Below are 23,984 nucleotides of genomic sequence, written 5' to 3'. Positions count from 1 at the left end.
CCGCGGCGCGGGTCAGTGTCATCGCAAAATAGTGACTTGCTTCACGCAGGTCAAGGGGGTGGTCTCGGGGCCGGGGGCGGCAGGGACCACTTGCGGTGCCCGAGGCGCAAATGGTCGACCGCCAGCTGCTCGCCGCGAATTTCCTCCACGGGTGCGTGCAGCGCGCATCAAGGGGCAGACGGTTGGTGAGACGGCTGCCGCGCCGAGCGGCCGTACTTACCCTGTGTGGAGGTGCGTCAATGAAGCATGCCCAGGTACTGGGGAGGTTTCCGGCAGGATCCCCCCGCGGCTCCTGGCCCGCCGAGGAACTCGCGGCGCGCCTCCGCTCGCAGGGGCGAGCGGCCGAAGTCGTCATGGACCTCGCCACCGACGCCTTCTTGGTCGTCGCACCCGGTTCCGCCGAAGTCGTGCACGTGGACACGGTGGATGCGGCTCCCGACCAGCGGCAGTACACCGCCGCCTCGTAGTCGGCCGCCGTCGGGGCAGGGAAGGGCCCGGGCCGCTTCCCTGCCGCCGGAGTGCCGCGTGCCGCGGACGCATGAGGTAAGAAGACATGCGTGACCGAACCGCCCCAGCCCGCCACCCAGCACGCGTTCATCGCCCTCGCCCCGCCCGACCACGCGAAGAACGAGCTGGCGCACGCCCTGAACCCGGCCTACGCCGCCTACCCCGACCTGCGCTGGAACCGCATCGAGGACTGGCACATCACCCTGGCGTTCCTGGGCGAGCTGCCGGTGCGGGCCGTCCAGCGGCTTCGCACACCCCTCGCCGAGCTGGCAGCCGCCCGCCCCCGCCTCGAACTGTCACTGCTCGGTGGCGGACACTTCGACGAGCGAGTGCTGTGGAGCGGCATCGAGGGCGATCTCGAAGGACTGCACGAGCTGGCCGAAGCGGTACGGGCGCGGATCAGGGAGTGCGACGTCACGTTCGTCGAACGCCCGCTGCGTCCCCACCTCACGCTGGCCCGCGCTCGCCGCTACGACACCGCGTCCGTAACGGCTGCGGCCGCCTCCCTGGACGGCTTCACCGGTAGCGCCTGGCAGACCGAACGCCTCCACCTGGTCGGCAGCACGGTAAGAGGCCACTCAGGCCCGCGGCGCTATCAGGACATCGACGCATGGAGCCTTGTCCCCGGCCCAATACGTCCCGATCCGCGCCGGCACCGTGGGCGGTCGACAGCCTCCGCCTGAGTCTCTGCGGATACCGGGACCGGACGCCCTCCGGTTCAGCGCACCCGGCCCCGCGGCTTCAGCGCCACTGGCGGCAGCTCCGGTGCGGCAGTGGCACGCCCTCGTAGCCCTCCACCTCGCCGAAGCGGGAACCCGTCACCCGGGGCGGAACCGGCAGCGTCGAGGATGCCTCCCGAGCCTTCGGATTCTCTAGCAAGTGCGAAGGTCTATGACGTGCCGCCCCGCGGCGGCGGTGCGTCAGCTCTGCGCGGTGTCGTCGCTCGTCTGCCCGGCATCGCCCTCGGCCGCGCCGACCTTCTCGCGCATCTTGCGCACCAGCTCCGCCTTCTGGTCGGCGGCACCCTGGCGGTCGAGGTTCCGGTGCGGACCGTTGTTCTGCCGCTCGGCGCGGGACAGCCTCTTGCGCTTGCCGCCGCCCATGCCGACAGGGTTATTGATGTTCTTGCTCACGGGTTCTCCCGAAGTGGTGTGAAATGCCTACGGATTCATCGGTGGGGGACGGGCGCGGCCACGTCGAAGGGCGTCAGCAGGGGCCCGTCACGCTCTCACTCGTAAATCGGCGTCTGGAAGAACATGACCAAGACGTTACCCGGTTCCGTCGGCCCCGCACACCAAGTTGTTCGGGATGCTGCGGCGCCATCCTGTCACAGCCTGTGAGGTTATGGCTGATCCCTGCGCGGCCGTCGTCGACCGGCTCACCTTCGGCGGCAACCTGATCCAGACCGGCACTGGATCCTGTCGCCTCGCCATCACCCAAGCCCGGGCCGCCGATGATGGCCGTCGCCCTGGTGCCGCCGACCGTCACAGAGAGTCCGCCACTTCACGCTCCGCCAGATCCTCACCGAGTACCGCACGCAGGGGCGTCGCAGGTGGGCGTCAGTTCCTGTCGGGCAGCAGGAAAGAGCGGCGTTCATCGGTGCTGAGTTCCCGGAAGGCCCGCTGGCGGGCGCGGCGCAGCAGGCCGTCGATGTTCGTGATCGGCCATCGTCCAGACGCGTACGGTGCGGTCGTGGGAGGCGGTCGCCAGCCGTGAGCCGTCCGGGTGCCAGGCGAGGCCGCTCACCCGGTCGGCGTGGATGCCGAGTACCGCGGTCTGGGTGGCGCTGTCCGGATCCCAGAGTCGGACAGTGCGGTCCTGGGACACGGATGCGATGCGGGTGCCGTCGGGCGACCAGGCAACGTCCTGGACCCGTTCCTCGTGGCCGGCCATGACGGCGAGTTCGGTGCCGTCGAAGGGGTCCCACAGCCGGATCGTGCGGTCGCGGGAACCGGTGACGAGGCGGCGGCCGTCGGGTGACCAATGGACCTTCCAGACGTAGTCCAGGTGACCGCGCAGGGTGCTGACGGCGGTGCCGTCGGTGGTGTCCCAGACGATGGCGGTGCGGTCCGTGCTGGAGGTGACGAGATAACGGCTCTCCGGTGACCAGGCCGTGCCGCAGACCCAGTCCTCGTGGCCCCGCAGGATGTGCACGGCCGCACCGGTGGCGGCGTCCCAGACGCGGGCCGTGCCGTCGCGGGATCCAGTGGCGATGCGGGTGCCGTCAGGGGACCAGGAGACGTGGGACAGTGCCTCGGTGTGGCCTGCCAGGTTGATGTCTTCGTCGCTGCCGTCCTCCCGACACACGACGGCCTCACCGTCGCGCAGGGCGATGACCAGGCGGGTGCCGTCAGGGGACCAGGCCGTATCGGACGCCTCACCGCCGTGCCACCCTCCGGTCGTACGGCCGGAGGCGAAGTCCCGGATGCTCAGGGAGCCGTCCTGGTGGACGGAGGCGAGGGACGTCCCGTCGGGCGACCAGGCGACGCGGAGCACCGCGCCATCGTGGCCGCTGAAGACGTTGGTGGTTTCGGTGACGTCCCACACGGCCGTGGTCCGGTCGCGGGAGGCGGTCGCCAGCCGCTGCCCGTCGGGCGACCAGGCGATGCCGTAGATGGTGTCGGCGTGCCCGGTGAGCCGGTCCTCGCCCGCAGCCCCGTCAACGCTCCAGACCCAGGCCGTACGGTCCGCGTCACCACCGGCGAGGCGCGTGCCGTCCGGTGACCAGGCCAGGGAGTTGACGACCTCCGGGCTCTCCAGAGTCCGCTGCACCTGCCAGCCGCCGGTGTCCCAGATCCGTATGGTCCGGTCACCGGAGGCTGAAGCGAGCCGGGCGCCGTCCGGCGACCAGCGGACCGACTCGATGTTGTTCTCGTGGTCGGTGAGTACGGTGACGGCAGCCGCGGTGGCCGCTGTGGCCACCGCCCAAACCCGTATCGTGCCGTCTTCTCCGCCGCTGGCCACGTGTTGTCCGTCAGGTGACCACGTCACGCTCCATACCATGCGCCGGTGCCCGCGCAGCACCGCGGATTCGGCGTAGGTGTCGGCGTCCCAGATCCGCACGGCGCAGTCGCTGCCGACCGACGCGAGGTAGCTGCCGTCGGGCGACCAGGCGACACCGCCGACTCCCTCCTCCCGGTCGCCGGTCGCCTCCGTGTGGCGCAGGACGGCCAGTTCGGCCCAGGTGTCGCAGGACCAGACGCGCACGGTGGTGTCCCGGCAGCCGGCCGCGAGCCTGCGTCCGTCGGGGGACCAGGCCACCCCCTGCATCCAGGCACCGTCCCCCGCGAGCACCACCGGCTGGTCGTCGCGGTCCGGACGCCACACCCGTACGGTGCCGTCGTCGCTGGACACGGCCAGCCGCACCCCGTCCGGCGACCAGGCCACCCCGGACGCGCCGCGTTCGAAGCCGCGCAGCACGGCTCGCAGCCGTGAGGCGCCCAGGGCCGTGTGCAGCGCCTGGACCGCGCCGGGTGTGGCCGCGCACTCCTCGACTGCCGCGAGGGCGGCGAGCACGGCGGTCTCCGGCTCCGTGTCGAGGCTTTCGAGGGCCCGGACGGCCACCGCGTCCGCGGCACGCTCCATCGTCGCCCGGTCCGCCCGTAGCGAGCAGTCCACAAACTCCTCGACCAGTGGCGTCGCGCCCACCGTCGGCGAGGACTGCGCCAGCCACCGCCGGGCGACAGACAGCCGCTCCCCGGTGAGGAGATAGGCGTCCTGGCGCTCGGCGTGGTCCCAGTCCTGCGCCCAGCGCTCCAGCTCGGTGCGGCGGCGCAGGTCCTCGGTCCGGGCGACGACCGCTTGACGCAGCGGAGCCCACTGACGGAACAGTGCCTCGTGGGCCACGTCCAGGACGCCCCCGTCGCCGCCGGTCAGCAGGCGTCCGGCGACAAAGGCGTCGGCGACCTCCCGTTCCCGCGGGGTGAGGTCGGCACGGCGGACCCGGCGGCGGGTGGCTTCGTTGCGGTCGATGGTGACGAACCGCAACAGGGTGGGGATCACGGGTGCGTCCGCCAGCTCGCCGGTGATCTGGTCGGCGCGCTCGGACAGGGCCCCGGCGACGCCGCCGAGGGCGCGGTACGCCTCCTCGGTCACCGTTCCGCCGGAGCCTCCGGCGCGCAGGTACAGCTCTTGGAGGGTATAGGCGAGCAGCGGCAGCGCGTCGCCTCCGCCGCATTCGTCGACCATGCGGGCCACGACGCCAGGTGCGAAGGTCAGCCCGGCCTGCTCGGCGGGCTTTTCGATGACCTCGTACAGCGCGTCCCTGGCGAGCGGCCCGACGACGACCGGGTTGCGCACCAGCTCGGCGAAACCGGACTCCAGGAACCCGGTGAGGAAGTCCGAGCGCAAGGTGGCCACCAACCACAGCCGCGAGTCACGCCGCAACGCGTCGCGTACGGCGGTGAGGAACGCTTCCCGCTCCTCGGCGCCGGACAGGGTGAGCAACTCCTCCAGCTGGTCGACCACCAGCAACGCAGGCCTCTCCCCCGGCAGTTGGGCCAGCTGCCGGTGCAAGGTGCCGACCGGGTCCTCACCGGCCGAGAACGGTGGAGCGACCGCCCAGCGCCCCCGCCGCCGGGCCAGCGCCGGCAGCAGCCCGGCCCGCACCAACGACGACTTACCGCTCCCCGACGGCCCCACCACGGTCACAAACCGCTGTGCCCGCCCTGGCACCGCCGGATGCAGCCGCCCCACCAGCTCGGCGATCTCCCGGTCCCGCCCGAAGAAGACGGCCGCGTCGTCCTCCGCGAAAGCCTCAAGCCCCGGGTACGGCGGCTGGGCCCTGTTCCACACCCGGCGCACCGGCGTCGGCCGGTCGAGGAGGTGCAGCGCGACCTGGCCTCCGACCAGCAGCACCAGCGCGACGCCGACCAACGGCACCGACCAGTCCCGCAACAGCCGCAGCGCGAGCGGCACATGGTCCGACTGGCTGGTCGCGTAGTTCGTCGCGATACCCAACAGGGCTCCGACCAGCATGAGCAGGACATCGACCATGAGCTTGATGGGACGTCGATCCATAGATCAATAACTTAGCTGTCAGCGGAGCCCCCTCACCCCTGGAGAATGGCAGACCTACTTCCCGGGTGTCCCTTACCGTCGAGCATGCTGAGCAGCCCCCTCCCACACGGGGTCGGCGGGTCACGGCGGCAGATCCGTGCGGCCGACCTTTCGGGGTCGATGTCGAATCTCTGGACCGCTACATGCTCGCCCTCCGCGGTACAGGCAGGGACAGGGATCGTCGTTGGCCATATCTGTATGCCGGCGTCCGAGCCCTGGCACAAACACGCACGGCGAAGCCCCGCCGTCTGCTCGGCAGGGCTTCGTCGTGTGCGCGGTCAGCCCACCCTGACCATCCGCGCCTTGCTCGGCACCCCGGCCGAGTTGAGCGCGAACAGCAGATAGCTGCCGGGCAGCGCCACCCCCGGGTCGGACGGGATGTTGAGGGTGTACGAGGTCGCGCTGTTGCGGGTGAAGGTGAGCGGTACGCGACGCTGGTCGTTGTCCGTGGAGTGGGTCGCGGCGCCCGCCCGCACCAGGGCGAACGAGGTGACCGCCGAGTCAGTGGTCACGGGGACGGTCGCCCCGTTGGTCACGTGGCCGGGCACCGTGCCGGTGATGACGGGCCGGGTGCGTTCGGTGCCGTCGGCGTTGAGCAGGTAGGGCGGGGTGAAGACGGCCCCGTCGGCGTGGTTGGTGGCGCAGTCGCCGCACAGGCCGCCGCCCCCGGAGAAGATGCGCCCGTCAGGGAGCAGGTTGGCCACGCTGTGGTAGTTGCGCGGCACGGCCATGCTTGCCATGCGGGTGAACTGCCCCGTCGCCGGGTCCCATATCTCCGGTGTGAGCGAGGAGGTCGCGTCGCTGAACGGGACCGGGTAGGACTGCCCGCCGAACACGGCGACCTTGCCGTCGGGCATGACCACGCTGTTGCTGAAGGAGCGGGAGAAGTCCATGTCGCCGGTGCGCGCGGCCGCCGGGGTTCCGCCCCCGTTGAGGTCGACGGTGTACGCGCGTCGGGTGGCCGTCGTGTTCTCGTAGGCGGTCGCGCCGCCCAGGGTGAGGAGTTTGCCGATGTCGTACGCGACGGCGTTGCCGTTCATGGCGTCCGCGCTGTCGGCCCGTGTTCCGGCGGCGGTGACGGAGCCGTCCCCCTGGGTGGAGATCCAGTTCATCTGTCTGCTCGGTCCCAGCTGGAGGAGCCGGCCGCCCGAAGTCGCGTGCAGCCACTGGTGGTTGTCGGCCCGGTAGGGGCCTGCCGGGTCGGCTGTCATGGTGTTGGTCACCGGCACGCCGGGCAGCTTGCGCCAGGTGCCGGTGGACGGCGACCAGACCTCGCCGTTCTTTCCGCCCTCGCCACCGCTCCAGGAGCCGCCGAGCACGAAGGCGTCGCCGTTGGAGAGCAGGGTCATGGCCTGGTAGCCACGGGCGATGTTCATGTCGCTGGTCGCCGACCAGGCGTCGGTGGCCGGATCGTAGATACTGGCCCGTTCGGCGTTGCTGCCGCCGGTGACCAGCACACGGCCGTCCTTCAGGACCGCGATGCCGGGGCAGAACATGTCGTGCCGGGTGTTGTCGACCCGTCGTTGGGTGACGGCTCCGGTGCCGAGATCCATGATCGCGGTCTGGGTGTAGCCGTTGCTTCCTCCGAAGCGGTCGACGCCGTACGCGGACCAGGCGAGCAGCTTGTTGTTCGGCAGCACGGCGGTGGCCACGGGTACCAGCGGGAATCCGGTGACCCGGCCCCAGGAGCCGGCGGTCGCCGGGTTCGCCGGAGTGCTGAGACGCAGCTCCGCCGCCGAGGACCACGGCCCGCGCCCGCCCGCCTCCGTGGTGGCCGTCAGGCGTACGTAACGTGCGCTGACGGTGCGGGTGAAGGTGGCCCCCTTGACGGTGTCGTCGTCCTTCCAGGTGCCGCTCGCGACGGGTGCTCCGAACGTGGTGCCGTCCGTGCTGGTCGTGACGGTGTAGGCGCCGACCCGGCCGTTGGCTCCGGACCTGCGCGGCTGGTAGGTGAGAGCCGAGACGTCGCGGGCGCTCTTCATGTCGATGGTGATGCTGTGCGGCAGGGGCACGGCGGTACCGGAGTACCGGCTGTGCCAGAGGGTGTCCGGATCGCCGTCGAGGACGTTGGCGGCGGCGTTCGCCGAGGCGCTCACCTCCTCGTCGCTCGCCGTCGCCGTCCACCCGGTCCGTGACAGGTCGACGGCGGAGGCGGGTGAGCCGGGGTCACCGAGGAGGTTGATCTCGGCCGCGGACGACCAGGGGCCGCGGTTGCCGGCCTCGCTCGTCGCGGTGAGCCGCACGTAGCGGGCGCCCTGCGCGGCGAAACTCAGGGTCTTGGCGGTCGCGTCGTCGCCGAGGGTGCCGGAGGCGACGGCGGAACCCCAACTCGTACCGTTGGCGCTCAGATGGATGAGATACGAGCCCACCCGGCCGTTGGCGCTGGTGGTGCGCGGCTGGTAGACGAGTGCGGATACGACAGCCGTCCGGTGCATGTCGACGGTGAGGGTGTGCGGCAGCGGCGCGGCGGTGCCGCTCCATTTGCTGTGCCAGATGGTGGCGTTGCTGCCATCGAGCACGTTGACGGCGCGTCCGTTCTCGGATGCGGTCTCCTCGTCACTCGCGGACACGGTCCAGCCGTCCCTGGGCAGGACGGGGGCGGTGGGTTCCATGGCGTCGGCCGGCACCACGGGCTCGTGCGGCGCCGCCATCGGGTGCCGGGGATCGGGAACTCCGGCGGCGCCGGATCCGGCGGCCGCGACGACCGGGCTGCCTCCGGTCAACGGAAGCAGCGCGGCGACGACGGCGGCGAGCGCGAAGGCTATGAGGCCGGTGGATCTGAGTCTGCGGTGCGGAAAGGATGTGAACAGACGGGTCAGCATGAAGTCCCCCCGGGGGTGCGCGACAGGTGCGCAGATGAGGGCATGACCATGTCAATAGGGTGCAGGGATGTAAAGGGCGTTCGCACGCCAATCGGCCGGTCTCCGCCGAGACGCTGCGCATGCTCGCGGAAGCGCACAGGCTGATGCGCACTGATACCTCATCAGTAGGGGCCCACACATAGGTGTCGTGCCCACAGCACTCCAAATGGGCTTGCGGAGGCCGCGGTTCATCGCAACCCAGCAGGTCGCGGGCGTCCACGCGGCAGGTGGGCCGTCGGCCGAGCGCGGGCCCGGCGCGGCCGCCGCTTGGACCGCCGTGCGCAGGGCAGTCATGAGCACGGCAAGGCCCCGGGTGCGGTGACCGGCGTTCTCGGTCGGCGCCTACCCAAGGGCGGATCCGGCCCAACGGTGGATCCGGCCCAACGGTGGATCCGGCACCACTCGCACGTCACGGGGCGTGTTCCCTGCTCGACTCTCGACGGGAGAAGACCGTGACCGTATTGCGGACCGTATTACGCCTTCGAAGACGCAGTCACGCACGGAGCGTGCCACCGCTCCGCGCGGCAGGCTTCCTGCTGGCCCTGTCCCTCATAGGGGCCGTCCTGGTGGCTCCCGCGCAGGCGCGGGCGGACACCACCTTCTCAGCGAAGATCGACTTCGGCACCGCCACCACCGTGCCGGTGAGCGGCCACGCACTCGACTACGGGCAGGCCTTCGGTGCCCGTACCGGCACCCACCAGGGCACCGGCCTCACCTACGGCTGGGTGGGACTGACCAACACCACCCCGCTGGACCTGACGGGCAACGGCCGGGACAGAGGCACCGCCGAGCCCGACCGGCTCCTCGCCACCCTCGTGCACATGCAGCTGCCCACCGCGTCGGCCGGTGTGAAGACCCCGGGCCGGTGGGAGATCGCCGTGCCCGACGGCACCTACACGGTGACGGTCGCCGTGGGCGACGCCACGAGCGTGGACAGTTCCCACGCGCTCCAGGTCGAGAACCAGAACGCGGTCGACGGGTTCGTCCCCATACCCACCACCAAGTACCAGACCAGGACCGTTCAACCAGCCGTGGCGGACGGCCGGTTGACGATCAGTCCGCTCGGGGGCAGCAACACGAAGATCGCGTACGTGACCATCGCCCCGCTCGCCGACTCCGCCGTTCACCCGGAGGTCAGGACGGTGACCCCGGCGAACACGGCGACCGGCGCGGCACCGACCGGCAGCGTCGTGGCGGATCTCCGCCTGGTGGGCCCCGGCGTCGACGCCGCGACCCTCACCGGCGGCACGGTCACCCTCAAGGAGTCGGCGACCGGGGCGGCCGTGCCCGCCCGCGTGATCACCAGCGGCGGCGGCGACGTCATCAACCTGTCGCCGACGACGGGGCTCAAGGCGAACACCCGCTACCGCTTCGCGGTCACCAGCGGCGCCCGGGACCTGGACGGGCGGAGCTTCACGCCATGGAGCTCGGTGTTCACCACCGGGGCGGGCACCGGCACGGGCACCATCGCCTTCGACAAGGTGGCGACGTCGGCGACGGGCCGGAGTTTCGCCTCCGTGGTGAAGGGCCCCGACGGCAAGCTGTACGCGTCCACGCTCGACGGGTACATCATGCGGTACGCCATCGCCGCCGACGGCACCCTGAGCGGGGCGGAGACGATCTCCACCGTGCGCACGGACGCGGCGGCCCGCGGTCTGCCCGGAGCGCCCAACCGCTCCATCATCGGGATGGCGTTCGACCCCTCCTCCACGGCGGCCGCCCCAGTCCTGTGGATCACCTCCAACACCATGTACGCCGGAGGCACCCCGAACGAGCCCGACTGGTCCAGCAGCATCGCCAAGCTGAGCGGTCCGGGGCTCGGCACGTACACCGAGGTGATCAGCCGTCTGCCCCGGTCCGTGAAGGACCACGAGACCAACTCCCTGGCCTTCGGCCCTGACGGCGCCCTCTACGTGACGCAGGGCGCCAACAACGCCATGGGCGCCCCCGACCCGACGTGGGGCAACCGCCCCGAGCACCTGCTCAACGCCGCCGTGCTGCGCCTCGACCCGGCCAAGCTCCCGGCGTCCGGTGCCATCGACGTGCGGACCGAGAGCCCGGGAACGTACGACCCCTTCGCCGCCGACGCACCGCTGACCCTGTACGCGACGGGCATACGCAACGCCTATGACCTGGTGTGGCACACCAACGGCCACCTCTACACACCCACCAACGGCTCCGCGGCCGGCGGCAACACGCCCGCCACGCCCACACCGCTGCCCGCCGCCTGCTCCCGCCGGATCGACGCGGCGACGGCCGGGGCCTACACGGGTCCGACCGTGCCGGGGATCACGTCCAACCCCGTGGCGGAGACCGACTACATCTTCGACGTGAAGAAGAACCGCTACTACGGGCACCCGAATCCGGCACGCTGCGAGTGGGTGCTGGCCGGGGGCAACCCCACGTCGGGCACCAGTCCCTTCGAGGTCACCGGCTACCCGGTGGGCACCCAGCCCGACCGCAACCTGGACGCTGCCGGGATGTACGACGCCGGGCTGCACGCCTCCGCCGACGGGGTCGTCGAATACCGCGGCAACGCCTTCGGCGGCGCACTCAAGGGCAAGCTCCTCGTGGTCCGTTACAGCAGCGGCCAGGACATCGAGGTGTTCGGCGTCGACGCGCAGGGGAAGCTGTCGGCGCCCACGAGGGGCATCACCGGGTTCACCGGATTCCAGCAGCCACTGGACGTCACGGAGGACACGGCCAAGGGCACCCTGTACGTCACGGAACTGGGCGCTTCGAAGATCACCCTGCTCAGGCCCAGGGTGTAACGCCGAGAGGCGAGTCGGCCGGACACTGACCCGGCACACGTGGGGCTGCCATATGCGGGACTGCTGGAGTACGGCGAGGGCGTCGGCCAGCCGTTGCCGGTCGGTCTCGGCCTGCCGGCGAGCTGCTTCCGCCTCTGCCCTGGCCTGCTCTGCCTCGGCGCGGGCCTGCTCGGCGTCCTGGCGGCGGCGCAGGAGTTCCTTCTCGTAGGCGCGGCGGTCGGAGGCGTCGAAGACGGTCGTGCGGATCAGCAGGGGCTCGCCTTCACTGCCGTGCTTGACCACGGAGGAGACCAGCACCGGCAGTCGCCGCCCCTCGGCGGCTTTCATTTCCAGTGCGATGCCGCGCAGTTCGCCCTGCATACGCAGCAGGGGCGCGAAGTGCGTTTCGTGGTAGAGCTTCCCGCCGACGGTGAGGAGGTCGGGGAAGGTCCTCGGCGCTGTCCTCGAGCAGCGCGGTGAACGCGGCGTCCGTTGCTGATGCGCCCTGTACGTCCGGGTCTACGTCTGGCGGCTCCGGTATCCGACCCGGCTCCTCGCCCGCGGGGCACATCACCGAAAGTCCGCCGAGAACGTCAGGATCGCTTCGTTGGTGGCTTGGGGTGCGCTCAGCTGCGGGCAGTGCCCGGTCGCATCCAGGGTGACCAAGCGGGAGGAGGGGATCGCTGCGTGGACGTACGCGCCGACCTCACGGGGAGCGATCACGTCCTGGGAGCACTCCAGCACCAGCGTCGGAACCGTCACGCTCTTCAGGTCCTCGCGGCTGTCGGACAGGAACGTGGTCCGCGCGAAGATCGCCGCGATGTCCGGGTCGGTGGCGCAGAAACTGTTGGTCAGCTCCTCCCCCAGCTCCGGTCGCTCCGGGTTGCCCATGATCAACAGTGCCATCCGCGCGGCCAGCACCCCCACCATGGCGCTGACCGAATGGCCGACGAACACCGCGCTCGTGAGGTCGAGCTCTTCGCAGACCTCCACCACGTCCCGGGCGTAGCCTTCGAGCGAGGAATACCGCTCTTGGCCGAAGGCCGAGAGGTCCGAGCCGCCGGAGCCCACGTAGTCGAACGTTGACGGCCATCGTCCCACCCGGCTGACGGCACTCCTGCAGCGGTGCTGACTTCCCCTCCTCTTCAACCGCTTGTCATCTGGTGTGGACTTCCAGTGCTGTGCGGATCGCGGATTCGAGGGCTCCTTCGATCCATGCGGGCTTGAGGGAGGTGTGGCAGCCCGCGAAGTGCAAGGGGCCTTCGGAGGCAGGGATGTCGGGGAAGAGTTCGGTGTGCTGACCGGGAAGGAGGACGGATGCTTCCCCGTAGGCGTAGGGGTCGCGCATCCATGACTGGGTGCGGCCCTTCCCCGTGTAGAAGATCTCGGTGCGCTGGCCGTAGACCTCCTGAACACCGGTGAGCGCCAGGGGGTAGCGCTCCTCGTCGTCGTAGGCGTCCCACTTCAGGGCGTCGTCGGACCAGCTGTAGGAAGCGAGCAGAACTCCCCCCGGGCTGCCGGGAACGGGGTGGGAGGGTTCATAGATGAAGCGATTGGGATTGTCGGTGATCGAGCCGCCGCCGATGACCCGCGCCGCTTCGGGCTGGTTTCGCTGGGGGGAACGGTGCGCTGCGTAGTGGATGCGCTGGCGCTCGGAGACCTGGCCTTCGGGGACGGAGGGGTGGGCGCCGAGCAATGAGCCGTCCGTAGGCGCTTTCCCGGCACGGTATGCCTCGTACAGACCGGGGCGTACGGCGTCGAGTTCGCGTTTCCAGTCGTGTTCGCTGAACTCCCACCAGCGGCGTGAGAACTCCAGGAGCACCTTGGTGGCCGCGTCGTAGTGGAGTTCGGTGATGGCGCGCCGTTTCCGGTAGGAGATGGCGGGGGTGAAGGTGACGTGGCGCAGCCCGGAGAAGGGCACGGTGATGATCGCCTCGTCGCCGGTGAACTCTTCGGTCACGGGCCGGCTCGTGCGGCTCTCGGAGACGGTGTGCACGGTGACGCCTCTGCCGGGCCGCTGTTCGATGCGCACGGCGCGCCGGTCCAGATGTACGAGATCACTCACCCGCTCGTAGAGGGCGTCGACGAGAGTGGCGGTGCCTCCGGGCAGCTCGTAGAAAGCGGTGCTCGGGCTGATCAGTGCCGCGGAGAGGAAGCTGTGGAGGAAGGAGAGATGCAGGCGCGAGGTGAGGTTCTGGACGGTGCCGATCAGGTCGATGGTGTTCTCGTCGAGTCCGGCGCGTTCCTTGAGGTAGCGGTACATCGACCAGTGCCCGTACGTGCGGAGCACGCTCGCCCAGCCTTCGACGAGTTCGCGGCCGCTCTTGCCCTCGATCAGCGCCCTGGCCGGTGCCAGTGCGGCGCGCAGCAGGTCGGCCGCCGGGGTGTTCTCGCGCTGCGCGGGCACACCGAAGGACCGGTTGATCCGCCGGGGCCTGTCCTGGTAGTCGGCGCGGCGGTCCCGGATGCCGTTGACGTGGATCCATGTGCGGTTCGCGGGTTTCCCCGAGGCGTCGACGTCGACGAGGTGGAAACGGCGACGCTCGAGTCCGAGCGATTCCATCAGCCCGGTGACCAGAGGGTGGCTGTCGGGAATCCGCATCGCTCCGGCCTCCGCGTACTGAGCGGGGTCGGCGAAGGGTTGGTCGGCGTTCTCGTGGCCGCCGGTGCGGAAGGTCTTGATGCGCCCGCCGACCCGGTTGGCGTTGGCTTCGAGCACGGTGACGTCGTGCCCGGCCTCGCGCAGGAGGTGGGCGGCCACCATGCCGGCTGGGCCGGCCCCGATGACCAGAACCTTCCTGCTCGCTCTCCCCCGGGGCAGGCCCTTGCCGAGCAGGATGTCGGTGTACGCGGGGGTGAGGGGCCTGTTGTCCTCGTCGAGGACGAGGATGGCCCGGGCGACTGCCAGGCAGGTCTGCCAGTCGGCGCCCCCGGCCGGCGCGGAGGGCGCGGCCGGGAGCTCGGAAGCGGACGCGGCGGCCGCCTGCGGGGCGGAGGCGACGAGGCCGGCAGTCAGGGTGGTGCTGCCGGCCGCGGCCATGACGGCGCGTCTGGAAGGCTGTTCGTTCATGGTCAGAGCATCGCCCGGCCACCGTGTTGTCCTGGCCGGGACACCGCGCCGGAGAGCGCGGGTCACCCGGTCGGCCATACGCCCTTCTCCACGGGCCGGACTCCGAGCAGGCTCCTGCCCGGCGCTCAGGACTCGTCGTGTGCGCCGGCCGACAGAACGATGATCTGGTCGCCCTCTGTGTAGCTGACGCGTCGCGCCTTGTCAGGGTTGACCAGAACCCCGTAGTCCGGGGGCAGTTGGGCCTGCGCGTGGATGCGGTGGCCGATGGCAATCTCACCGCACCGGGCGGCCGCGGCGGTCACCGTGTAGAAGTCGGTGTCCGCCCCGGTCCGTACATAGCCGGCCATGGGGCGCAGGCTGATCTGGACGCCCCGCGGTCCGAACAGCTCGTCGAAGATCTGGCTCAGTTGGGGGTTCTCGGAGAGCTGGGCGAGGCACAGGCTCACCAGCTCACTGCTCACGATGAAGTCGTCCGCCTTCGCCGCCCGGGCCAGGGCGCGGTTGCGGTCGTCGGCGATCTCCGTGGCCAGGGAGAAGTCGTGGGAGTGGCGGGCCGCCAGGTCGCGTAGCTTCAGCAAGGTGGTGAGGGTGCGGGCATCGGAGCCGCGGGGGTCCCGCTCATTCGGGCAGACGACCATGACGTGGTCGTACGCTCCGAGGCCGGCGGACTCCAGCACCTCCCGACGGGTGGTGTCGGCCTGGCGGAAGGACACCTCCGTGACACCGTCACCCGCGCCCGTGAGCGTCGTCTCGGCGCCGGTGAGGTCGGTATCAGCGATCACGTCCACCCGGGATCCGGCCGGTAGTTGCGTCTGGAGCTGGCGGACGATGTCAGGCGCGTGCCGACTCCAGCCCACCAGCAGTACTTGGCGGCTCGGCCGCTCGGGGACATCGGACGGTGAGATCGCCGTCTCGTCGACGACGGGCACCGTTTCGGACAGCACCACTGTGCCGTCGTCCTCGCTGATGGCGACGATCTGGTCCTGCGCGCGGAACACTGTGTCGTGTGGGGGGTTGAGCCGTACGCGGCCGGACGCGTCCATCAATCCGATCACGCACGAGGTCCGGTAGGCCGCCAGCGTCTCACCGAAGGTGCGTCCGACCAGCTCGGGCTGCGCCTGCATGTAGATCTCGTCGCCTTCGAAGTCCAACAGGCCGGTATAGACCGCGGACAGCCCGCACTGAAGGCTCATCTGCACCATCAACCGGGAGATGAACCCCTGAGCGCTGACGACATGACAGGTGGCACCGCCGGCCAGGCGCGCCACGGACAGGTTCTGTGCCTCCTGAACGCTGGCCACGATCACCGGTGCGGCACGGACCCCGCCCCTCCCCCGAGGAGCCTGGCTACTCCCCACGGCCAGCAGCGACTTGACGACCGCGATGTCAGGATCGTCACCTCCCGGCGGGACCACGATGATCGAGCGTGCGCTCGAAGGATTGACGATCGCGATGTCGACCGGGTCGGTGGGGTCACCGCTGCGGCACACAACCCTGGTGGTGGCGGTATGCCCTACCCGTTCCCGGATCGCGGCTTCCATCTCCGGACGGTCCTTCTCCGCGAGGATGGTCACGCAAGCACGGCGCTGGTTGCGATTGGCCTCCACCAACTCGCGGAGCACCGTATAGACATGGGGGGACCAGCCCAGCACCACCGTATGCCCGCTCTCGACGACGGCCGAACGGCCGCGGCGCAGGCGGGCCAACTGGTTCTGGAGCCCCGCGCTGATCACCGGGATGAGCGTGCTCATCAGAAAGATCCCGCCGAAAGCCATCAGCGCCGCAACGGCCAGGAACGGAGCCGACCCCCTGTCCCTGGCAATCACCGCTGGGCTGATGACCCGCAGGAAACCGGACCAGAGCCACGACTGCCCACTCTCCGAAGACACCCCCGCCGGAGCGAGCAACAACAACAGCGCCCCATTGAGCAACACGAGTACGCAGCAGGCAATGGCCAGTACTCCGATGAGTGCCGGTGTCCCGCGCGCCATGACATTGTCGAACCTGTACCGCAACCGCTGAAGCAACGTCGCCCCTCGACCTCGGTCCCGGCCCGCGTCTCTTCCGCCACCCGAGCTCAGCCAAGCTTGCGCCCCACCCCGAGGCTTGATCATTCGGCATGGGCACGATCGCCCGCTCGGACCATGTCGTTCATCCATCCGCCCCACGCCGACGACCGGGAGGCCGACCGCGTGGCGACCCGTTGAGGCCGTGAGGGCAGGAGTGCGCACGGTCGGCGTACCCGTCAGAGTGAAGACGGCTCGCCCTCGGTTAGGTGCTGCCCGATATCGTCACCGCTCACCCCCAGCTCTACACCGGCCAGAACCTGCCGGAACTGTGCCGGTCGATGCACGACCACCTGCGGCAGGCGCGCCTTGTCGAGCTGTTCGACGCCGCCTTCCAGAACCTGCCCAGGCCCGTCGACTCGCCCCAGATCTGCTACCGGCAACTGATCCGCGGGGCACCGAACGCATCGCCCTGCCCGAGGCGGCCGACCGCATCGCCGCCGCCATGATCACCGTCACGCCGCCCGGCATCCCCGCCCTGATGCCCGGCGATGAGGTGATAGGTGAGATCGGCGCGAGGCCACAAGAGTGATTGTCACACCGCAACGGAGACGGCAGGCGCGTTCCGTTCCGTGTGAAATGCGGTCCTCGCCGAGCATGGCGGCATGCGTATCCGCTGGAGGAAGGCGTTGGTGTGGCCCTTGCACGTGTCCGCACTGCTGATTCTGGCCTGCGCTGTCGCGGTGCCCGGTGGAGGACGCGCGAAGGCCGACGGCGCGGGAAACGGCGGCCTGGCACTGCAAGTGAACGTCAACTCCCGGCCGGGCACCGGAGCACTGCATCCCGGCATCCGGGTCGGTGACCCCGTTCACAAGGTCTACCACCTGATCAATCGCACGGGGGCCGACCTGTTGAACGTGCGGGTGGCCGACCCCGCCCTCCCCCGGGGCATGGCCGTCAACTGCGGGGGACGGGGCACGGTGGCGATGCTGCGTGGTCTCAGCTCGGCCACGTGCACGGCCGAGACGCGGGCCAGCCCGGGCGTCCAGGCAACGGACGTCACCGCCGTCGGTGCTGTCCGCGCCATGAACACGGAGTCCCGGGCCCGCGCACGGGCGGGATACCGAGGGGTCGGAGGAGTCCTGGCCCTCGTCCAGACGGTCGAGGTGGCCCCGCAGCGGGGCGTCATCCACTACACGGTGACGAACCGGGGAGACCTCACCGTTCACCAAGTCCGCGTCAGCGATGCGCTCCCGGAGGCGAAGGCCGTCGACTGCGGGGCCGGCCGCCCGGTGGTGCCGCAGATCGCTCCCGGGCGCTCCGCGTCATGCCGTTCCATCGCTCATGCGGCGCCGGGCACCTATGAGAGCAGGGGCTTCGCCGAGGCCAATGACCTCACCCGAACACTGGGACGTACGGGCGCGCTGGTCCCTCCCCCGCGCCTCACGGCACACTCCTCGGTGCGGTTCACACTGCGGGCCGTTCCTGTTCAGCCGCCGCCTCCCCCTCCGCCCGGAGCACGGACCGGGCAGCGGACCGCTCCTCTTCCTCCTGGCGCGCGACCTGTCCCCGTGGTGCCCGCGCGCGGCCCGCTCCCCGTTCCCCCGGAGGCCCGGCTCGCGCCACCGCGTCTCTTCGTCGCGCCCCCGGGGATCCCACGCACCCCGCCGGGCCTCTTCCTCGCGCCACCAGCGGCGCCGCTCGCACCACCAGGGCCGCCGCTCGCGCCGCCGGGCCTCTTCCCCCTGCCTCCGGGTGCGGTCCCGTTCGCGCCGCCGGGCCTCTTACCTCTACCTCCGGGTGCGGTTCCGTTCGCGCCGCCGGGTCTCCTCCCCCCACCTCCGGGTGTGGCTCCGCTCCCCCCACCGGCTCTTGCGCGACCGCCAGCCGCTGCGGTCCGGCCACCTCTGCTGCGGCCGGTGGTCCCGCCGCCTCTCCTGGACCCCAATACCTCCAGCGTGACACCGGTGCGTCCCCCACAAGCCGTCCAAGATGTGGAGCTCCTGGACCGCCTCTATCGTCCAGGACACGGGCCCACCGGGACCGGACTGGTGGCCCTCCTGTTCCTCATCGTGTTTCCGGCGGTCCTGGCAGCAGTCCTGCTCGGCTCGCGCCTGAAGTGACGCACGGACGCCCCGGTAACCGCGCCGTACGCAGAAGGAGCGCTCATGACCGAAACGATCGCGCTGGTCCTGGGTGTGTCCATGCTCGCGGCCGCGAGCGTGCTCCTGCGCCACCGCTACTGGCCGAACGACGACGCCGAGCCGCGGGAGGACGTGGCCGAGTACATCGCGATGATGGTCGGCGTCCTGTACGCGTTGCTGCTGGGACTGTCGCTGGTGTCGGTCTGGGAAGGCAGGTCCAGCGCGGAGGAACACGTCCAGAACGAGGCGAACGCGGCCCACGAGATCTACCAGCTCGCCGGGGGCCTGCCCGGAGCCGACGCGGTGCGCCTGCGCGAGAGCGTGACGCAGTACGTACACCACGCGGTGCGCACCGAGCTCCCGGCCATGGCGGCGGGAGAACCTCCGGGGCACGAGGGCTGGCGCCTCCTGCAGAATGTGCGCACCACGAACCGGGCGCCCGCCGACGCGAAGGCGATGGAGCAGGTCACCGTGCAAGAAGTGGCCAACCAGATCTGGGCCATGGGGGACGCGCGCCGGGGCCGGGAAGCGGACGCACGCAACGGTCTGTCACCGGTCCTGTGGTTCGGCCTGCTGAGCGGCGGACTGCTCACCATCGCCTTCATGTTCATGTTCGGGATCCAGCGCAGCGTCTCCCATGTCGTCATGGTGATGGGTCTCACCGGCCTGATCACCCTGACTGTTCTGCTCGTCTACCAGTTGGACCAGCCTTTCACCGGCCTCATGGCGGTCGACTCCTCATCTTTCAACCGGTACTTCCCCGGCGCGTAGCCGGTGCGCCTGTCCAAGCGGGCCGGCCGGTGGCCGAACGGCCAAGCAGCCGCCTGCCTTGGGCCAGGTAGCCCAGGCGGTGGTCGAAGCGATGCGAGCGGTACCACTCGAATGGCTCCTGTCGTCCTACGCCGGGACCAGTCCACCTGTGAGGCCGGAGCCTCAGTGGCACGGGCGCTGTGCATACCGGCGACTGCCGGCAGCGGTCTGCCGGTAGCGGTCTTCCCAGCGGGCGGCGGTGGCATGGCTGACCTGGAAGCGTGCCGTCCGGATGCCAGGCGAGAGCATTGACCTGGTCGTCGTGGACGGAATCCGCTGGCTGCCGTGGCTGGTGCTCGTGGCGTCGGGCTTCGCCTGTGCGGGACTTGTGGCCCGGCTGCACCGGGGCGGTCACCTGACGGCACTCTCTGCGGAGGCTCCAGCGACGGTGTGAGGGGCGGGACGGGTCAGCTGTGGGCGGCGTGCAGTTCGTCCGCGAAATGGTGGTGGCTGTGCCGCCACCCGGCCCCGGCCCGCCGGGCACCACGCACATGCGGGTGCCCGGCGGGCAGCCCGGCGTGCTCGTGCTCGTGAACATGTCCCCGGCGGGATGCCACCGCGGCGGTGGTGCTCTGCCGGGTCCCGGCCGGCCACAGGCGCACGGCCAGGAGCGCCGCCGCGAGCGCGATCACGCCGAGGGCGGCCACGGCCCAGCCGAGCCCGGCTCGCGCACCGACCCAGCCCGCGAGCGGATAGGTCAGCAGCCAGGCGCCGTGCGAGAGGGAGAACTGGGCGGCGAACGCGGCCGTGCGCTCCCGCTCCGGCGCGGCACGCCGGATGAGGCGGCCGGTCGGCGTGAGCACCAGCGAGCACGCCGCCCCGAACGCGGCCCAGGTGCCGAGCAGCGCGGGCCAGCGCCAACCGCCGCCGTGCGCGGCGGTGATCACGCCGAGCACGGCGAATACCACGGGCAGCAGCAGGGCCCCGCCCAGCATGACCCGGCGGTCCGAGCACTTCTCCAGGACTTTCGGCAGCATCAGCGCCACCCCCATGGACCCGGCACCGTAGGCCCCGAGAGCGAGAGCGAGGGAGTCGGCGGACAGGCTGAGGAAGTCCCGTACGTACACAACGGAGTTGACGGTGACGACGGCGCCTGCGGCGGCGACCGCGAGGTCCATCGCGAGCAGCGACCGCAGCTGTGGGGTGCTGAAGAACAGGCGGGTGCCCGCCGTGGCCTTCGCGTAGGCGCCCGTCTTGGACGACCTGACGCTCGCGGCGGGCGCGGTGGCGGCCTGGACCTGCTTGGGCAGCACGGCGGACACCACGAGGGCGGCCGAGCCGAGGAAGCCGATCACGGTGCCGGTGAACAGCCAGTTGTAGGTGACCACGGACAGCAGCGCGGCCGCGAGCGCGGGACTGAACAGGCTCTCCATGTCGTAGGCGAGCCGCGACATGGACAGGGCCTGGGTGTAGTCGCGCTCCTTGGGCAGGACATCGGGGATGACCGCCTGGAAGGCCGGGGTGAACGCGGCCGACGCGGACTGGAGCAGGAAGATCAGGACGTACACCTGCCAGACCTGGTCCACGAACGGCAGCAGGAGTGCTACCCCGGCCCGGGTCAGATCGGCGCCCGCCATCAGAGCCCGACGAGGCAACCGGTCGGCCGCCGCCACGATCACCGGGGCAATGCCGACGTACGCCACCATCTTGATCGCCAGCGCGGTCCCGAGGACCGACCCGGCGTCGGCGCCGGCGATGTCGTAGGCGAGCAGTCCCAGCGCCACGGTGGCCAGGCCCGTGCCGAGCAGGGCGATGACCTGGGCGGTGAACAGGTGGCGGTAGGTGCGGTTGCGCAGCACGGTCAACATGGCGAGCGCTCTCCCCAGCGGGACGTGTGGGCCGACGCTGCCAGTGTATTCATAGGTGCGCATGTGTGCACATGTATTGCGGATATGGAGGCCGCTTCGGCCTCCCTGGGCCCGGCGCGCTCTACTCTGTGGTCATGCCTGTTCGCGAGACCCCATCACCTGCACCGGATACGCACCTGCGGGCTCCGGACAGCGCACGCCTGGCCGAGGCGACCGAGGTGTTCACGATGCTCTCGGATGTGACCCGGCTGCACCTGCTGTGGCTGCTCGCCCAGGAGGAGTCCGACGTCGGCTCACTGGCCGAACGCTGCTCGGCCTCGCGCACCGCGGTGAGCCACCATCTGGCGAAACTACGCCTCGCGGGACTGGTCGACACCCGCCGCGACGGCCGCCACATCTACTACAGCCTGCGCGACGGGCATCTGCGCCGGCTCGTCCTGGAGGCGCTCAGCCATGCCGATCACCGGGTTACCGGGGCGGCCGCACACGACTGACGCTGGGACCGCGCCGATCGGGGGCCGCCCCGGAAGGGGACGCGCGGGACTGGATGTCGCACGCACCCCCTCCGAGGAGGGACCCGAAGAGCGGGAGCTGTGGCCGGGCCTCAGCCCTGACCGGCCGCGGCGCGGCGCCTCCACCACCAGATGCCGCCCGCGAGCAGCACCAGCAGCGCGGCCGCCCCGACGACGATCAGCGCTGTGGAGGAGGAATCGTCGTCCTTCTCCTCGGCGGTGTCATCCGCCGCCTTGCCGTCCTTGGCCGGGGGCGTGCTCGGGTCCGTGGCGGGCGGGGAAGCACTCGTGGGTTCGGCCGTGGGGCTCGGTGGGCCACCGTCACCCACACACCGTGACGCCCGGCGTGCCATGCCGCGTGCGCACCGCCCGACGGCGCACCAGGTGGAGTGCCGCCTGGGCAGTCCCGGTGGCCGCAGCCGCGACCGGCACACCGCTCAGCCGCCCCTGGCCGCTGCGGCGTGCTGCGCGGACACCGTCCTTGCACGACATGGCTGCCCCATCATGAGCCATCCCCGCACCGTGCGGGCCTGGTCCTCGGATTCCTCCCGCGACGGCTATCGAGGCCGTGCACTGTCTGCGGGCGCGGTGGGGGCCGGGAGGCCGATGGCCCAACTCCTTGCCCCGGCTTCCGGAATGCCGCATTCATGCTGAGATCCGAGGGTGCGTAGGTCATGCTGGTCCAGCTATGTCGGCCTTTCGCACGTTCGATCACCACGGCCCGGTTCAGCGCACTCCTGCCGTAGGCGCTGCCGCCCGTGCGGTCGTCCTTGCCCTGGCCGGCACCGCACTCGCCGCAGGACTGCACCACGCGACGACGGACTCCGCTGTCCCCTGGCCCGCTCTGCTCATCGCGGCAGTGGCCCTCGCCGCCTGCGCCTACCCGGCCAGGCGCTCCGGGGCAGCCCGCCCAAGCGCTCTCGCCGTCGTCGCCGTGCAAGGACTCCTGCCCGGCTGGCTGGAGCTGACCGGGACGCACCTCCCCGCAGCCCAGCTGGACGATCACTACAGGCTCCCGGCCGCCTGGCACCACAATCCTGTGGCCATGGCCGCATTGAACTTCCTCGTCGGCCTCGCTCTGGTCCTGCTCTTCCGCAGCGCGGCCAATCTGCCCGCCCGCCTGGCCTACGCGGCAGCCGGCACCACACGCCGCTGGTGGGCACGCCTGCTGCACGTCATCAGCCTCGTTCTGCACGGCACTGTCGAACCGCCACCGAAGCCCCCGCAGCCACCGCCGCGGCCAACTGTCGCACTGCCGAGACCACACGCACTCATGGTCCTGCTGCACCGCGCGCAGCCCTGCGCCCCGTAACCCCTGGGCCGCCCTCCACCACGTCACGTCATCACGCACGCCTGCGCGTTCGGCGTGCTCTCACCGACACCGGAGTATCTGCTGTGCCTGCCTTATTCGCCTTACCCGCACCCCACATGCGCGCGGAGCCGAGCTCCGTCCCGCCCCGGCACGATGTGCCGACCCGACCTGTCCATGAGGGTGGCTTCGTCGACTCTCTCCATCCAGCCCTGTTCACCTCCGCTGCCGCCCGCCAACGGCCCGTGCGCCGGCTCTCCATCGATCACTCAGCACGTTGCGCTTCGTGCACCAAGGGTGCAACCGACCTGGGAGGTCATGCCTGATGAGGACAGCAGAGAGGGCGACGTCAGTGCTGAAGTCAGGGGCCAAGAGGCTTCTGGGTCGTGCCGGGTACGACATCGTGCGCAGCACCAACAACCGGGGCGGAGTGGATGATTTCCTACCGTTCGAGGCCACGATGCGGGCTGCGCGGGCGGCCGGGCTGTCGGTCGGTGACTACCTCGACGAGGTCATGAACGGCACGCCCGGCGCCACTCAGTCCACCATCGATGAGTTAGGCGCTCTCGGCGTCTTCTCCGACGATCCGAACACGGTGCTGGAGATCGGCCCCGGGTCCGGGCGGTACCTGGAGAAGACTCTGAAGGAGTGTTCACCGGCCCGCTACGAGATCTACGAGACGGCAGCGCCCTGGGCCGACTACCTGGTGGACACGTTCGGGGTGGTGGCCCAGCCGACCGCGGGATGCAGTCTCGCCCCGACACCCGACGGCAGCGTCGATCTCGTTCAGGCCCACAAGGTCTTCAACACGCTGACCTTCCTCAGTACCACCCGCTACTTCTTCGAGATGGCGCGGGTCACGCGGCCCGGTGGTCGGATCGTCTTCGACGCCATGACAGAGACCTGCCTGGACCCGGCCGCCATGGGCGCCTGGGCGGCGGAGGGTGGCGAGGGGCACGACTCCTACCCGGCCGCCATGCCCCGCCGGACGTGCGTGGACCTCTTCGCCACCCTCGGCTGCAGCCTGCAGGCTGGCTTCCTGGCCCCCCTGGGCGTCGCCTCCACCGAGGTGCTCGTCTTCCGAAAGGAGGCTTGACGCGCAGTCAGCCAGTACGGCTCCCTCTGCCCCGCCGGCATTCTTCTGTGGGC

At 70.5% G+C, this 23,984-nt stretch carries 17 protein-coding genes and 4 pseudogenes; 11 read left to right on the top strand and 10 right to left on the bottom strand.

What is annotated here, in order from left to right:
* The first annotated feature begins 239 nt into the window (after positions 1-239).
* Positions 240-467: a hypothetical protein gene (locus ACI2L3_RS10705; RefSeq protein ID WP_404751982.1), complete on the top strand. Its 228-nt coding sequence runs from the start codon at positions 240-242 to the stop codon at positions 465-467.
* Between the two features lie 90 nt (positions 468-557).
* Positions 558-1,190 carry an RNA 2',3'-cyclic phosphodiesterase gene (gene thpR, locus ACI2L3_RS10700; protein WP_404751981.1) on the top strand — a complete coding sequence of 211 codons (633 nt, stop codon included), beginning with the start codon at positions 558-560 and terminating at the stop codon, positions 1,188-1,190.
* Positions 1,191-1,225: 35 nt separating this feature from the next.
* Here the strand turns inward: thpR and ACI2L3_RS10695 are convergent.
* Both ACI2L3_RS10695 and ACI2L3_RS10690 read right to left on the bottom strand, forming a co-directional pair.
* Positions 1,226-1,329 (bottom strand): annotated as a pseudogene (locus ACI2L3_RS10695) (pirin family protein); the annotation flags it as partial.
* 98 nt (positions 1,330-1,427) lie between these two features.
* Positions 1,428-1,640, bottom strand: a complete 213-nt coding sequence (locus ACI2L3_RS10690; RefSeq protein WP_030778304.1) for a DUF6243 family protein — start codon at positions 1,638-1,640, stop codon at positions 1,428-1,430.
* A gap of 217 nt (positions 1,641-1,857) precedes the next feature.
* On the opposite strand from ACI2L3_RS10690, the pseudogene ACI2L3_RS10685 reads away from it, so the two are divergent.
* Positions 1,858-1,956, top strand: a pseudogene (locus ACI2L3_RS10685) (AAA family ATPase); the annotation flags it as partial.
* A 144-nt stretch (positions 1,957-2,100) separates the two neighbouring features.
* On the opposite strand, the gene ACI2L3_RS10680 reads toward ACI2L3_RS10685, so the two are convergent.
* Both ACI2L3_RS10680 and ACI2L3_RS10675 read right to left on the bottom strand, forming a co-directional pair.
* On the bottom strand, positions 2,101-5,526 hold the full coding sequence (locus ACI2L3_RS10680) for an AAA family ATPase (RefSeq protein WP_404751980.1): 3,426 nt from the start codon (positions 5,524-5,526) through the stop codon (positions 2,101-2,103).
* A 317-nt stretch (positions 5,527-5,843) separates the two neighbouring features.
* Entirely contained in the window at positions 5,844-8,387 is a 2,544-nt protein-coding gene (locus ACI2L3_RS10675) for a discoidin domain-containing protein (protein ID WP_404751979.1), read from the bottom strand.
* Positions 8,388-8,932: 545 nt separating this feature from the next.
* Between ACI2L3_RS10675 and ACI2L3_RS10670 the strand changes: the two genes are divergently transcribed.
* A complete protein-coding gene (locus ACI2L3_RS10670; RefSeq protein ID WP_404751978.1) occupies positions 8,933-11,197 on the top strand; it encodes an Ig-like domain-containing protein in 2,265 nt (754 codons plus the stop codon).
* Positions 11,198-11,254: 57 nt separating this feature from the next.
* Here the strand turns inward: ACI2L3_RS10670 and ACI2L3_RS10665 are convergent.
* From ACI2L3_RS10665 to ACI2L3_RS10650, 4 genes and pseudogenes are all read right to left on the bottom strand, one after another.
* Positions 11,255-11,747 (bottom strand): annotated as a pseudogene (locus ACI2L3_RS10665) (histidine kinase); the annotation flags it as partial.
* The gene (locus tag ACI2L3_RS10660) at positions 11,747-12,277 is read right to left on the bottom strand and encodes an alpha/beta fold hydrolase (RefSeq protein ID WP_404751977.1); all 531 of its coding nucleotides are present in this window, start codon (positions 12,275-12,277) and stop codon (positions 11,747-11,749) included. The pseudogene ACI2L3_RS10665 and the gene ACI2L3_RS10660, both read right to left, overlap by 1 nt.
* Before the next feature lie 55 nt (positions 12,278-12,332).
* Entirely contained in the window at positions 12,333-14,246 is a 1,914-nt protein-coding gene (locus tag ACI2L3_RS10655; protein WP_404751976.1) for a flavin monoamine oxidase family protein, read from the bottom strand.
* 125 nt (positions 14,247-14,371) lie between these two features.
* Positions 14,372-16,237, bottom strand: coding sequence for a potassium transporter TrkA (locus ACI2L3_RS10650; protein ID WP_404751975.1), 1,866 nt, complete (start codon positions 16,235-16,237; stop codon positions 14,372-14,374).
* Positions 16,238-16,521: 284 nt separating this feature from the next.
* Here ACI2L3_RS10650 and ACI2L3_RS10645 point away from each other — a divergent pair.
* From ACI2L3_RS10645 to ACI2L3_RS10630, 4 genes and pseudogenes are all read left to right on the top strand, one after another.
* Positions 16,522-16,844: pseudogene (locus ACI2L3_RS10645) on the top strand (hypothetical protein).
* A 1,375-nt stretch (positions 16,845-18,219) separates the two neighbouring features.
* Complete coding sequence (locus tag ACI2L3_RS10640; RefSeq protein WP_404751974.1) at positions 18,220-18,375, top strand: hypothetical protein; 156 nt, start codon at positions 18,220-18,222, stop codon at positions 18,373-18,375.
* A gap of 45 nt (positions 18,376-18,420) precedes the next feature.
* A complete protein-coding gene (locus ACI2L3_RS10635) occupies positions 18,421-19,167 on the top strand; it encodes a hypothetical protein (RefSeq protein ID WP_404751973.1) in 747 nt (248 codons plus the stop codon).
* A gap of 271 nt (positions 19,168-19,438) precedes the next feature.
* Entirely contained in the window at positions 19,439-19,600 is a 162-nt protein-coding gene (locus ACI2L3_RS10630) for a hypothetical protein (RefSeq protein ID WP_404751972.1), read from the top strand.
* Positions 19,601-19,613: 13 nt separating this feature from the next.
* On the opposite strand, the gene ACI2L3_RS10625 is transcribed toward ACI2L3_RS10630, so the two are convergent.
* Positions 19,614-21,014 carry an MFS transporter gene (locus ACI2L3_RS10625; RefSeq protein ID WP_404751971.1) on the bottom strand — a complete coding sequence of 467 codons (1,401 nt, stop codon included), beginning with the start codon at positions 21,012-21,014 and terminating at the stop codon, positions 19,614-19,616.
* A gap of 134 nt (positions 21,015-21,148) precedes the next feature.
* Here ACI2L3_RS10625 and ACI2L3_RS10620 point away from each other — a divergent pair, with 134 nt between their 5' ends.
* Positions 21,149-21,508, top strand: coding sequence for an ArsR/SmtB family transcription factor (locus ACI2L3_RS10620; protein WP_404751970.1), 360 nt, complete (start codon positions 21,149-21,151; stop codon positions 21,506-21,508).
* A gap of 110 nt (positions 21,509-21,618) precedes the next feature.
* On the opposite strand, the gene ACI2L3_RS10615 is transcribed toward ACI2L3_RS10620, so the two are convergent.
* Positions 21,619-21,855 carry an LPXTG cell wall anchor domain-containing protein gene (locus ACI2L3_RS10615; RefSeq protein ID WP_404751969.1) on the bottom strand — a complete coding sequence of 79 codons (237 nt, stop codon included), beginning with the start codon at positions 21,853-21,855 and terminating at the stop codon, positions 21,619-21,621.
* 359 nt (positions 21,856-22,214) lie between these two features.
* Between ACI2L3_RS10615 and ACI2L3_RS10610 the strand changes: the two genes are divergently transcribed.
* Together ACI2L3_RS10610 and ACI2L3_RS10605 are read left to right on the top strand one after the other, a co-directional pair.
* Complete coding sequence (locus ACI2L3_RS10610; RefSeq protein ID WP_404751968.1) at positions 22,215-22,838, top strand: hypothetical protein; 624 nt, start codon at positions 22,215-22,217, stop codon at positions 22,836-22,838.
* Between the two features lie 322 nt (positions 22,839-23,160).
* Entirely contained in the window at positions 23,161-23,931 is a 771-nt protein-coding gene (locus tag ACI2L3_RS10605; protein ID WP_404751967.1) for a methyltransferase domain-containing protein, read from the top strand.
* The last annotated feature ends 53 nt before the right edge of the window (positions 23,932-23,984 follow it).

The organism is Streptomyces sp. NPDC029674, assembly GCF_044903205.1.
In the GTDB taxonomy this organism is placed as follows: Bacteria; Actinomycetota; Actinomycetes; order Streptomycetales; family Streptomycetaceae; genus Streptomyces.
This window is presented reverse-complemented; position numbering and strand designations above follow the sequence as displayed.

Coding starts and splice junctions, on each gene's coding strand:
- ACI2L3_RS10625 (WP_404751971.1), bottom strand. CDS start 21,014: ATGTTGACCGTGCTGCGCAACCGCACCTACCGCCACCTGTTCACCGCC.
- ACI2L3_RS10675 (WP_404751979.1), bottom strand. CDS start 8,387: ATGCTGACCCGTCTGTTCACATCCTTTCCGCACCGCAGACTCAGATCC.
- ACI2L3_RS10705 (WP_404751982.1), top strand. CDS start 240: ATGAAGCATGCCCAGGTACTGGGGAGGTTTCCGGCAGGATCCCCCCGC.
- ACI2L3_RS10610 (WP_404751968.1), top strand. CDS start 22,215: ATGTCGGCCTTTCGCACGTTCGATCACCACGGCCCGGTTCAGCGCACT.
- ACI2L3_RS10680 (WP_404751980.1), bottom strand. CDS start 5,526: ATGGATCGACGTCCCATCAAGCTCATGGTCGATGTCCTGCTCATGCTG.
- ACI2L3_RS10635 (WP_404751973.1), top strand. CDS start 18,421: ATGACCGAAACGATCGCGCTGGTCCTGGGTGTGTCCATGCTCGCGGCC.
- ACI2L3_RS10655 (WP_404751976.1), bottom strand. CDS start 14,246: ATGAACGAACAGCCTTCCAGACGCGCCGTCATGGCCGCGGCCGGCAGC.
- ACI2L3_RS10605 (WP_404751967.1), top strand. CDS start 23,161: ATGAGGACAGCAGAGAGGGCGACGTCAGTGCTGAAGTCAGGGGCCAAG.
- ACI2L3_RS10650 (WP_404751975.1), bottom strand. CDS start 16,237: ATGGCGCGCGGGACACCGGCACTCATCGGAGTACTGGCCATTGCCTGC.
- ACI2L3_RS10630 (WP_404751972.1), top strand. CDS start 19,439: ATGCCAGGCGAGAGCATTGACCTGGTCGTCGTGGACGGAATCCGCTGG.
- ACI2L3_RS10620 (WP_404751970.1), top strand. CDS start 21,149: ATGCCTGTTCGCGAGACCCCATCACCTGCACCGGATACGCACCTGCGG.